This is a genomic window from Achromobacter animicus (assembly GCF_040775605.1).
In the GTDB taxonomy this organism is placed as follows: Bacteria; Pseudomonadota; Gammaproteobacteria; order Burkholderiales; family Burkholderiaceae_B; genus Achromobacter; species Achromobacter animicus.
Window position 1 is genome coordinate 1,644,030 of record NZ_JAYGJK010000001.1, and the last position, 12,032, is coordinate 1,656,061.

Genomic DNA, 12,032 nt, shown 5'->3' on the forward strand with positions numbered 1-12,032 from the left:
CCTGGACAGGCGCATTAATGCTGGATATGACGTTTTCGGCACTCCTGCCGTTTCCCATGTTGGTTTTTGACAACAGGGCCGCAGGGCGCGGGTGGGCGTGGCCGGGCGGCGTTTCTGATCGGTCCGTCGCGGCCCGCTTGCGGCGCCTCAGGACGGCCCATCGGACCGGTCCCCCAATCGAATGATAGAATTTCCTGTTTACCCGGCCCGGGTTCCTCCTTACACGATTCTGTCGTTATATATATGGATTCCTTTGCCAAGGAGACGCTTCCGGTATCGCTGGAAGAAGAGATGCGCCGCAGTTACCTCGATTACGCGATGAGCGTGATCGTCGGTCGGGCGCTACCGGATGTGCGGGACGGCTTGAAGCCTGTCCACCGGCGCGTGCTCTACGCGATGCACGAGCTGAACAACGACTGGAACCGCGCCTATAAGAAGTCAGCGCGTATCGTCGGGGACGTCATCGGTAAGTACCACCCCCACGGCGACCAGTCCGTGTACGACACCATTGTCCGCATGGCGCAGGATTTCTCCATGCGCTACATGCTGGTCGACGGCCAGGGCAACTTCGGTTCCATCGACGGCGACAACGCCGCGGCGATGCGTTACACCGAAATCCGCCTGGCCAAGATCGCCCACGAACTCCTGGCCGACATCGACCAGGAAACCGTCGACTTCGGACCCAACTACGACGGCAGCGAACAGGAACCCCTGCTGCTGCCGTCGCGCCTGCCCAACCTGCTGGTCAACGGCAGCTCCGGCATCGCGGTGGGCATGGCGACCAACATTCCGCCGCACAACCTCCAGGAAGTGGTCGACGGCTGCCTGTACTGCCTGCGCAATCCGGCGTGCACGGTCGATGAGCTGATCGAGCTCATCCCGGCGCCGGACTTCCCCACGGGCGGCATCATCTATGGCATGTCCGGCGTGCGCGAAGGCTATCGCACGGGTCGCGGCCGCGTCATCATGCGCGCCAAGACGCACTTCGAAGACATGGAGAAGGGCAATCGCCAGGCGATCGTGATCGACGCGATTCCCTACCAGGTCAACAAGAAGACGCTGCAGGAACGCATCGCAGAGCTGGTCAACGACAAGAAGATCGAAGGCATCTCCGACATCCGCGACGAGTCGGACAAGGACGGCATGCGCCTTGTCATCGAGCTCAAGCGCGGCGAAGTGCCCGAGGTCGTGCTGAACAACCTCTACAAGAACACCCAGCTGCAGGACACCTTCGGGATGAACCTGGTGGCGCTGGTCGACGGCCAGCCCCGCCTGCTCAACCTGAAGCAGATGATCGACTACTTCCTGCAGCATCGCCGGGAAGTGGTCACGCGCCGCACGGTTTTCCAGTTGCGCAAGGCCCGCGAGCGCGGCCACGTGCTGGAAGGCCTGGCGGTGGCGCTGGCAAACATCGACGATTTCATCGCGATCATCAAGGCGGCCCCGACTCCTCCTGTCGCCCGTCAGGAACTGATGGCGAAGTCCTGGGATTCGTCGCTGGTGCGCGAAATGCTGTCGCGCGCCGACGGCGACACGCCGGGCGGCCGCGCGGCTTTCCGTCCGGACGATCTGGGCGTCGAGTTCGGTCTTCAGGGCGACGGCCTGTATCGCCTGAGCGATACGCAGGCCCAGGAAATCCTGAACATGCGCCTGCAACGCCTGACCGGGCTGGAGCAGGACAAGATTGTTGGCGAGTACAAGGACATCATGTCCACCATCGCCGACCTGCTGGACATTCTGGCCCGTCCCGAGCGCATCACGACGATCATCAGCGAAGAGCTGCAGGCCATCAAGGCCGAGTTCTCGACCGGCGCCAAGGATTCGCGCCGTTCGGAAATCGAACTGAACGCGACGGAACTCGATACCGAAGACCTGATCACGCCGACCGACATGGTCGTGACGCTGTCGCACGGCGGCTACATCAAGAGCCAGCCGCTGTCCGAGTACCGCTCGCAAAAGCGTGGCGGGCGCGGCAAGCAGGCCACGGCCATGAAGGAAAACGACTGGATCGACCAGCTCTTCATCGCCAACACGCACGACTTCCTGCTGTGCTTCTCGAATCGCGGCCGTGTGTACTGGCTGAAGGTCTGGGAAGTGCCGCAAGGCACGCGTAACTCGCGCGGCAAGCCGATCGTCAACATGTTCCCGCTGGCCGACGGCGAGAAGATCACGGTGGTGCTGCCGGTCAAGGAATTCAGCGAAGACCACTATGTCTTCATGGCGACCTCGCGCGGCACGGTCAAGAAGACCCCGCTGTCCGACTTCTCCAACCCGCGCAAGGCCGGCATCATCGCCGTCGACCTTGACGATGGCGACTACCTGATTGGCGCGGATCTCACCGACGGCAAGCACGACGTCATGCTGTTCTCGGACGCCGGCAAGGCCGTGCGCTTCGACGAAAACGACGTGCGTCCGATGGGCCGTAACGCCCGCGGCGTGCGCGGCATGATGCTCGAGGACACGCAGACGGTCATCGCGCTGCTGGTCGCCGGCGACGAAACGCAGACGGTGCTGACCGCCACGGAAAACGGCTATGGCAAGCGCACGCCGATCGCGGAGTACACGCGCCATGGCCGCGGCACGAAGGGCATGATCGCCATCCAGACCACCTCGCGTAACGGCAAGGTGGTGGGCGCGGTGCTGGTCACGCCTACCGATGAGATCATGCTAATCACCACCGGCGGCGTCCTGGTGCGCACCCGTGTCGCGGAAATCCGCGAAATGGGCCGTGCGACTCAGGGCGTCACGCTGATCAACGTCGATGACGGCAGCACGCTGTCCGGCGTGCGCCGTGTCGTCGAAAGCGACGCGGACGATGACGGCGAAATGGACGAAGACGGCCAGCAAACCGGTGGCGACGACAGCAACGACGCAGCAGATTCGACGGAACCTACGGAGCAATAATGGCCCGCCCCTGGAACTTCTCGGCCGGCCCCTCGGTCTTGCCCGAGGTGGTGCTGCAGCAAGCCGCTGCAGAAATGCTGGACTGGCACGGCAGCGGCATGTCCGTGATGGAAATGAGCCATCGCGGCAAGCATTTCGTGCAGATCTGCGATGAAGCAGAGTCCGATCTGCGCGACTTGCTGGGCCTGCCGGCCGATTACGCCGTCATGTTCATGCAAGGCGGCGGTTCCGGGGAAAACGCCATCGTTCCCATGAATCTCATGGGACGCCGCGGCGCGCCAGCCGCGGATTTCGTCGTGACGGGCCATTGGTCCAAGCGTTCGTACAAGGAAGCCGGCCGCTACGGCAGCACGCACATCGCGGCCAGTTCCGATCACGCCACCCAGATCGACGGCCGCGAACAGGCGCCGCTGACCTGGGTGCCGCCTGCCGATACGTGGCAGGTGCGCAAGGAATCGGCCTATCTGCACCTGTGCAGCAACGAAACCATTGGCGGTGTCGAATTCCTGGACTGGCCCGACACCGCTGACCTCGGCGCACCCGACGTGCCCCTGGTCATCGACGCCTCTTCGCACTTCCTGTCGCGCCCGATGGACGTGTCGCGCTGCGGCATGATGTACGCCGGCGCGCAGAAAAACGCTGGCCCGGCCGGCGTCACCATGGTCATCGCGCGCCGCGACCTGATTGGCCAGGCCTTGCCGATCTGCCCCTCGGCGTTCGACTACGCCAACGTAGCGGCCGAACACTCGCGCTACAACACCCCGCCCACCTTTGCGATCTACATCGCGGGCTTGGTGTTCAAGTGGGTCAAGGCCAACGGCGGCGTGGCCGGCATGGAAGCCGCCAACAAGGCGAAGGCCGATCTTCTGTACGGCTACCTGGACAGCACCGGCTTCTACCGCAATCCCATTCACGCGCCCGTGCGTTCGCGCATGAATGTGCCGTTCGTGCTGCATGACGAGTCGCTCAACGACGCCTTCCTGAAGGGCGCCGAGGCAGCGGGCCTCACGCAGTTGAAAGGCCACAAGAGCGTGGGCGGCATGCGCGCCTCCATCTACAACGCGCTGCCGCTCGAAGGCGTGGCGGCGCTGGTCGAGTACCTGAAGGAATTCGAGCGCCGCCATGGATGACGAGCTGCAGCGCAAGCTGCTTCCCCTGCGCAAGCGCATCGACGACCTCGATGCGCAGATCCTCGATCTTCTGTCGCAGCGCGCGCGCGCCGCGCTCGAAGTGGGTGAGGCCAAGCATGCCGCGCACGCCGATGGACCCGTGCTGCGTCCCGAACGCGAAGCCGAGGTCATCCGCCGCCTGCAGCAGATCAATCCGGGTCCGTTCCCGAACGCCGGCGTGGCGTCGGTCTGGACCGAAATCATCTCCGCATGCCGGGGCCTGGAGCGCGGCATGACCGTCGCGTTTTTGGGACCGCAGGGTTCGTTCTCGGAGCAGGCTGCGCTGGAACACTTTGGCCATGCGGTCCAGAAGCTGCCTTGCGCCTCGTTCGACGAGGTCTTCCGGGCTGTCGAGGCCGGTCAGGCAGACGTGGGCATGGTGCCGGTGGAAAATTCCACCGAAGGCGCTGTCAACCGCAGCCTGGACCTGCTGCTGAACACGCCGGTCAAGATCCTGGGCGAGCGTTCGCTCGTCATCCGCCATTGCCTGATGTCGCAATCGGGCGGCATGGACGGCATCAAGACCATTTCCGCGCACCCGCAGGCGCTGGCCCAGTGCCAGGGCTGGCTGACGCGCAACTATCCCGACGTCGAGCGCGTGGCCGCCTCCAGCAATTCCGAAGCAGCGCGCGCCGCCGCGTCGGATACGAGCATCGCGGCCATTGCCGGCGAAGTGGCTGCGCCCGCCTGGAACCTGCAGATCGTCGCCGCCGGCATCCAGGATGACCCGCACAACCGCACCCGCTTCCTCGCAATCGGCAACATCGAGCCCCTGGTCAGCGGCAAGGACAAGACCAGCCTGATCCTGGCGGTGCCGAACCGCGCGGGCGCCGTCTATGAAATGCTGGCGCCCCTGGCCGCCAACGGCGTGTCGATGACGCGCTTCGAGTCGCGCCCCGCGCGTACGGGCCAGTGGGAATACTATTTCTACGTCGACGTCCTGGGCCACCGGAACGACCCGAATGTCGAGCGCGCCCTGGCGGCCCTGCAGGCGCAGGTTGCCTACCTCAAAGTGCTGGGCTCGTACCCGGCGCAGTGAATCCCACATCATGACCCACGCATCCAAGCCCCTCGTTGCCCCCGCGCACGTCAGCGCCATCGCCCCGTACCAGGCAGGCAAGCCGATCGAAGAACTGGCCCGCGAATTCGGGCTGGATCCGGCGACCATCGTCAAGCTGGCGTCCAACGAAAACCCGTTGGGCATGCCCAAATCGGCGAAGGCGGCCATGCTGGCTGCGGCCGAATCGCTGGCACGCTACCCGGACCCCAACGGCTTTGACCTGAAGGCGGCGCTGGCTGAACGCTACGGCGTGCCGATGAACTGGATCACGCTCGGCAACGGCTCGAACGACATCCTGGAAATCGCTGCGCTGGCGCTGCTGGAGCCGGGCGCTTCCGCGGTGTACGCGCAGCACTCGTTTGCGGTCTACCGCCTGGCCACGCAGGCGCGCGGCGCGCGCCACATCGTGGTGCCGGCCGTGGACCACGGCCACGACCTGGATGCGATGTTCGACGCGATCGCCGACGACACGCGCCTGGTGTTCATCGCCAACCCGAACAACCCCACCGGCACCTTCGTGCCGGGCGACAAGGTCGCGGACTTCCTGGAACGCGTGCATGCCGCGCACGGCGACCGTGTCACGGTCGTGCTGGACGAGGCCTACAACGAATACCTGGATCCGGAGCTGCGCTTTGACAGCACCGCGCTGGCGCGCCAGTACCCGAACCTGATCGTGTCGCGCACGTTCTCCAAGGCTTATGGCCTGGCGGGCCTGCGCGTCGGTTTCTCGGTGGCGCAGCCCGGCCTGACCGACCTGCTCAACCGCGTGCGCCAGCCGTTCAACGTCAATACGCTGGCCCAAGCCGCGGCCATCGCAGCGCTCGGCGATGCCGAATACCTCGAGCAAGCCTACGCTTCCAACAAGGCAGGCAAGGCCCAGTTGTGCGCCGCGTTCGACAAGCTGAATCTGCGTTACGTGCCCAGCTATGGCAACTTCGTGCTGGTTCACGTGGGCGACGCGCCGCGCATCAATCTTGAACTCCTCAAGCGCGGCGTCATCGTGCGTCCCGTTGCGGGCGACGGTCTGCCGGAGTGGCTCCGCGTTTCCATCGGACTGCCTCAAGAGAACGCCCGATTCATCGACGCCCTGACCGCCATCCTGACCGCATGAACGACGCGTTACCTTCTTCAGATCAGGGGGCCGCGGGCCCCCTGATTCCTGTATTGGCAGTGGTTGGCGTCGGCTTGATCGGCGGATCGTTCGCGGCGGCCTTGCGGCAGGCAGGGCAGGTGGGCAAGGTGCTGGGCGTGGGGCGCAATGCGCAGTCGCTGGAACGCGCTGTGGCGCTGGGCCTCATCGACGAGGCCGTGACGGCCGAAGCCGCGGCGGCCCAGGCGGATCTCATCATGCTGGCCACGCCGGTCGGCGGCCTGACAAACGTGCTGTCGCAGATGCGGACGCACCTCTTGCCGCACGCCGTGCTGACCGACGGCGGCAGCACCAAGGCCGAAGTGGTCGAGGCGGCGCGCGATGCGCTGGGCGATCGCATCGGGCAGTTCGTGCCGGGCCATCCCATCGCGGGCGCCGAGCGCACCGGGCCGGAAGCCGCGGATGCGGACCTCTACCGCGGACGCACCGTCATCCTCACGCCCGTGCCTGAAAACGGCGCGGCGGCCATGGCGCTCGTGCGCCAGGCTTGGCAGGCTTGCGGCGCGCACGTGATCGACATGGACGCCGGCGCACACGATCGCGTGCTCGCGTCGGTCAGCCATCTTCCGCATCTGCTGTCGTCGGTGTATATGGAACAGGTAGCCACGGCCGCCGACGCCGCGACCCGGCTGGAACTGGCGGGCAGCGGCTTTCGTGATTTCACCCGTATTGCCGCCGGATCGCCCGAAATGTGGCGCGACATTTTTTTGTCCAATCGCGACGCGATGCTGGCCGAGTTGGCCGCTGTGCGCGGCGTGCTGGACCGGGCCGAGCGCGCCATTGCCGATGGCGACGGCGAGGCTTTGCTGACGCTGCTGGACACGGCGGCGCGTGCGCGCCGCGGCTGGCGCAAGGAGTAGTTCAATGGGCGCTTTGTCTTACCTCGATCTGCCGCGCGTGCGGCGTGCGCAGGGCGCGATGGCCTTGCCGGGATCCAAGAGCATTTCCAACCGCGTGCTGTTGCTGTCGGCCATCGCCGAAGGCACGACGGTCATCACCGGCCTGCTGGACTCCGACGACACTCGCGTCATGCTGGCGGCGTTGCGTCAGTTGGGCGTGCAGGTGTCCGACCTGGAAGCCGGGCGCGTCACGGTGCAGGGCGTGCGCCGTTTTCCGGTGGAAAGCGCCGACCTCTTCATGGGTAATGCGGGCACCGCAATCCGTCCGTTGACGGCGGCACTGGCCCTCATGGGCGGCGACTACCGCCTGTCCGGCGTGCCGCGCATGCACGAGCGCCCGATCGGCGACCTGGTCGATGCCCTGAACGCGCTGGGCGCGCGTATCGACTATCTGGGCCAGCCGGGTTATCCGCCGCTGCACATCGGCCGCGGCGACATCGCTGAAAACGCCGTGACCCGCGTGCAGGGTTCGGTCTCCAGCCAGTTCCTGACCGCCTTGCTGCTGGCCGCGCCTTTGCAGGCTGCTCGCAGCGGCAAGCCCGTCACGATCGAGGTCGTGGGAGAGCTCATTTCCAAGCCCTACATCGAGATCACGCTGAACCTGATGGCGCGCTTTGGCGTGCTGGTGCAACGGGACGGCTGGAGCCGATTCGTTGTGGACGCGGGCGCCGCCTATCGCAGTCCGGGGCAGATCGCCGTGGAAGGGGACGCATCGACGGCGTCGTATTTCCTGGCGCTGGGCGCCATTGGCGGCGGCCCGGTGCGCGTGACCGGCGTCGGCGCCGACAGCATCCAGGGCGATGTGGGATTCGCGAGCACCCTGGCCGACATGGGCGCCAAGGTTACCTACGGTCCGGACTGGATCGAGGTGTCGGGGGTGCAGGTTGCCGACGGCGAGCGCCTCAAGGCCTTTGATACCGATTTCAACCTGATCCCCGACGCGGCGATGACAGCCGCGGCGCTGGCCCTGTACGCCGACGGTCCTTGCCGGCTGCGCAACATCGGCAGCTGGCGCGTCAAGGAGACGGACCGCATCCATGCCATGCAGACCGAGCTGGAAAAGCTGGGCGCGCAGGTGGAGTCCGGCCCCGATTGGCTGCGCGTGACGCCGCCGGCGCAGGACGCCTGGCGCGATGCCCACATCGGCACCTGGGACGACCACCGCATGGCGATGTGCTTTTCGCTGGCGGCATTCGGACCGGCGGCGGTCCGCATTCTTGATCCCGGATGTGTCAGCAAGACGTTCCCGGGTTACTTTGACGTCTACGCCGGCCTGGTTTCGGCCTAGCGCTGCATCGCATCCATGACTTTGACTGCTTCAACTTCCGCCTCCCTGGCCCCGGTCATCACGATCGACGGTCCCACCGCGTCCGGCAAGGGCACCGTGGCTCATCGCGTCGCCAAGGCGCTGGGCTGGGCGGTGCTGGACAGCGGCGCCCTCTACCGGCTGACTGCGCTGGCTGCCATCAACCGCGGCGTTGCCGCCGACGACGAGCCCGCCGTGGCGCGCGTGGCCGAGACGCTGGATGTAAGGTTCGACGGACCGCACGTTTACCTCGAGGGGGCCGATGCCGGCCATGACATCCGCCGCGAGGAAGTGGGCAATTTCGCATCGCGCGTGGCGGCTTTCCCGGGGGTGCGGCAGGCATTGCTCGAGCGCCAGCGCGCCTTCCGGCTGCCGCCCGGCCTGGTTGCGGACGGCCGCGACATGGGCACCGTCGTGTTCCCGGACGCGTCGCTGAAGGTCTTCCTGGTCGCCGACGTGGTCGCCCGGGCGGAGAGGCGGCGTAAGCAGTTGATCGAAAAGGGAATTTCTGCTAATCTAGACGACCTTTTGCGGGATATGCGCGAGCGTGACGCGCGCGACACCGGGCGCGCCACTGCGCCGCTGGCTCCCGCAGCAGATGCACACGTGCTGGATTCGTCCAATCTGACGATCGCGGAAACGGTGCAGGCAATCCTGGATTTCTGGCAGCAAGCCAACCCGTGAAGTTAAGTGAATTTACGGGCAGTGTTGCTACAGGCAGTATTGCTACCGGCAGTTTTTTAGCATTTTTTGATTAGGCCCTGCTCAAGCCAGGCGACTCCCCCACGGGCCACCCCGCAAGGGTCAGCCAGCCGGCAGGTATTTTGACTCCACTGTGGCGGGCAATCCGCTGCGGTGTGTTCTTAACGGCCATTTCGGCCCAATGGATTTCAACCCCATGTCTTCCGTTTCCACTACCGCCACCGGCGGCGAAAGCTTCGCCGACCTTTTCGCACAAAGCCTCAAGAGCCAGGACATGAAGTCCGGCGAGGTCATCAGCGCCGAAGTCGTGCGCGTCGACCACAATTTCGTCGTCGTCAACGCCGGCCTGAAGTCCGAAGCGCTGATCCCCCTGGAAGAGTTCCTGAACGACCAGGGCGAGCTCGAAGTGCAACCCGGCGATTTCGTCTCGGTGGCCATCGATTCCCTGGAAAACGGCTACGGCGACACCATCCTGTCGCGTGACCGCGCCAAGCGCCTGTCGGCCTGGCTGCAACTGGAAAAGGCCCTGGAGAACGGCGAACTGGTTACCGGCACCATCACCGGCAAGGTGAAGGGCGGCCTGACCGTCATGACCAACGGCATCCGCGCGTTCCTGCCGGGTTCGCTGGTGGACCTGCGTCCGGTCAAGGACACCACCCCGTACGAAGGCAAGACCCTCGAATTCAAGGTCATCAAGCTCGACCGCAAGCGCAACAACGTTGTGCTGTCGCGTCGCCAGGTGCTGGAAGCCAGCATGGGCGAAGAGCGTCAAAAGCTGCTCGAAACCCTGCACGAAGGTGCCGTGGTCAAGGGCGTGGTCAAGAACATCACCGACTACGGCGCGTTCGTCGACCTGGGCGGCATCGATGGTCTGCTGCACATCACCGACATGGCCTGGCGCCGTGTGCGTCACCCCTCCGAAGTCCTGCAAGTGGGTCAGGAAGTCGAAGCCAAGGTCCTCAAGTTCGACCAGGAAAAGAGCCGCGTCTCCCTGGGCGTCAAGCAGCTTGGCGAAGATCCGTGGGTGGGCCTGGCTCGCCGCTACCCGCAAGGCACCCGCCTGTTCGGCAAGGTCACGAACCTGACCGACTACGGCGCGTTCGTTGAAGTCGAAGCCGGCATCGAAGGTCTGGTCCACGTGTCCGAAATGGACTGGACCAACAAGAACGTCGACCCGCGCAAGGTTGTGACCCTGGGCGAAGAAGTCGAAGTCATGGTCCTGGAAATCGACGAAGACCGTCGCCGTATTTCGCTGGGCATGAAGCAGTGCCGCCAGAACCCGTGGGAAGAGTTCGCCACGAACTTCAAGCGTGGTGACAAGGTCCGCGGCGCCATCAAGTCGATCACCGACTTCGGCGTGTTCGTCGGCCTGCCCGGCGGCATCGACGGCCTGGTTCACCTGTCCGACCTGTCGTGGGCGGAATCTGGTGAAGAAGCCGTGCGCAACTTCAAGAAGGGTGACGAAATCGAAGCCGTGGTTCTGGGCATCGACACCGACAAGGAACGCATCTCGCTGGGTATCAAGCAGCTGGAAGGCGACCCCTTCAACAACTTCGTCGCCACGTTTGACAAGGGCGCCGTCGTTCCGGGCACCATCAAGTCCGTCGAAGCCAAGGGCGCCGTCGTGACGCTGTCCGTGGACGTCGAAGGCTACCTGCGCGCTTCCGAGATCTCCTCGGGCCGCGTCGAAGATGCCACCACCGTGCTGTCCGCCGGCGAAAACATCGAAGCCATGATCGTCAACATCGACCGCAAGACGCGTTCGATCCAACTGTCGATCAAGGCCCGTGACAACGCCGAAACCGCCGACACGATCCAGCGCATGTCCGATGCCAGCGCTTCGTCCGGCACCACCAACCTCGGCGCGCTGCTGAAGGCCAAGCTGGACCAACAGCGCAACGACGGTTAATTCGTGACCAAGTCGGAGCTGATCGCCGCCTTGGCGGCCCGCTATCCTCAGCTGGCCGCCCGCGACACCGATTACGCGGTCAAGACCGTACTGGATGCAATGACTCAGGCCCTGGCCTCGGGTCAGCGCATCGAGATCCGCGGTTTTGGCAGCTTCTCGTTGTCGCAACGGTCACCCCGTATCGGTCGCAATCCCAAATCCGGCGAGCAGGTGCTGGTGCCTGGTAAACAGGTGCCGCACTTCAAGGCGGGCAAGGAATTGCGCGAGCGGGTGGACCTGGTCGGCGGCAATGACGAGGACGCTCAATCCTCTGGGTCGAGTGAGTCGATGCCGTCTTCCATGGCAGGTTTGCACGCCATGCACTGACGCGTCGGCCAGGCAGGGCTGCCTTCGGGCAGATCGGACCGCGAGCAAAGCCCCTTGAGAAATCAAGGGGCTTTGTTTTTGTGGCGCCGGTTCATGCGGGCGCCCAGCTTGCGCAAGGGCGGGCCGTGCTCCGCCGTGGGGCTTTTTTTTCTCTCGTCATGAAGACGTCGCTTACAATTGACGGTCTCGAATCATCTGGAGCATGCGCCATGCGCTATCTCGTCTGGGCCCTGCGATTGCTCGTCTTTGTTGCGGTGTTGATGTTCGCCTTGAAGAACACCGACCCCGTCGCCGTGAAGTTCTACGCCGACTACGTCATCCAGGATGTCCCGCTGATCGTCGTCATGCTGGTCGTGTTCGTGCTTGGCGCGCTGTTCGGCCTGCTGCTGACGGTGCCCGCCGCGCTGCGCCGCCGCCGCGAGGCCATCCGCCTGCGCCGCGAACTGGATCGCATCCAGGCCGCCGCCAATGGCACGACGCCCGTCGTGCCCCCCGAAGCCGTCGCTCCCATGTCGCCGCTGTGACACCGCGCCGCCTTTTTGCACCGAATTACCGCATGAGTCCGAA

The 12,032-nt window shown here is 65.0% G+C and carries 10 protein-coding genes; all 10 read left to right on the top strand.

The features are described from left to right. The first annotated feature begins 243 nt into the window (after positions 1 to 243). Entirely contained in the window at positions 244 to 2,904 is a 2,661-nt protein-coding gene (gene gyrA, locus AB3147_RS07345) for a DNA gyrase subunit A (protein WP_367351657.1), read from the top strand. Next, positions 2,904 to 4,034, top strand: a complete 1,131-nt coding sequence (serC, locus tag AB3147_RS07350) for a 3-phosphoserine/phosphohydroxythreonine transaminase (RefSeq protein ID WP_367351658.1) — start codon at positions 2,904 to 2,906, stop codon at positions 4,032 to 4,034. Before gyrA ends, serC begins: the two co-directional genes overlap by 1 nt. Next, complete coding sequence (pheA, locus tag AB3147_RS07355; protein WP_367351659.1) at positions 4,027 to 5,112, top strand: prephenate dehydratase; 1,086 nt, start codon at positions 4,027 to 4,029, stop codon at positions 5,110 to 5,112. Before serC ends, pheA begins: the two co-directional genes overlap by 8 nt. A 10-nt stretch (positions 5,113 to 5,122) precedes the next feature. Continuing rightward, complete coding sequence (gene hisC / locus AB3147_RS07360; protein WP_175137462.1) at positions 5,123 to 6,244, top strand: histidinol-phosphate transaminase; 1,122 nt, start codon at positions 5,123 to 5,125, stop codon at positions 6,242 to 6,244. Beyond that, on the top strand, positions 6,241 to 7,143 hold the full coding sequence (locus AB3147_RS07365; RefSeq protein ID WP_367351660.1) for a prephenate dehydrogenase: 903 nt from the start codon (positions 6,241 to 6,243) through the stop codon (positions 7,141 to 7,143). The genes hisC and AB3147_RS07365 overlap by 4 nt, the downstream gene beginning before the upstream one ends. 4 nt (positions 7,144 to 7,147) lie before the next feature. Next, entirely contained in the window at positions 7,148 to 8,470 is a 1,323-nt protein-coding gene (aroA, locus tag AB3147_RS07370; protein WP_367351661.1) for a 3-phosphoshikimate 1-carboxyvinyltransferase, read from the top strand. A 21-nt stretch (positions 8,471 to 8,491) separates the two neighbouring features. Further along, positions 8,492 to 9,172: a (d)CMP kinase gene (cmk, locus tag AB3147_RS07375; protein ID WP_370633081.1), complete on the top strand. Its 681-nt coding sequence runs from the start codon at positions 8,492 to 8,494 to the stop codon at positions 9,170 to 9,172. 214 nt (positions 9,173 to 9,386) lie between these two features. Further along, positions 9,387 to 11,099: a 30S ribosomal protein S1 gene (gene rpsA, locus AB3147_RS07380; RefSeq protein WP_175122832.1), complete on the top strand. Its 1,713-nt coding sequence runs from the start codon at positions 9,387 to 9,389 to the stop codon at positions 11,097 to 11,099. Positions 11,100 to 11,102: 3 nt separating this feature from the next. Further along, positions 11,103 to 11,465, top strand: coding sequence for an integration host factor subunit beta (locus AB3147_RS07385; protein WP_056322254.1), 363 nt, complete (start codon positions 11,103 to 11,105; stop codon positions 11,463 to 11,465). Positions 11,466 to 11,674: 209 nt separating this feature from the next. Beyond that, a complete protein-coding gene (locus AB3147_RS07390; RefSeq protein ID WP_062838607.1) occupies positions 11,675 to 11,989 on the top strand; it encodes a LapA family protein in 315 nt (104 codons plus the stop codon). Positions 11,990 to 12,032 lie beyond the last annotated feature (43 nt).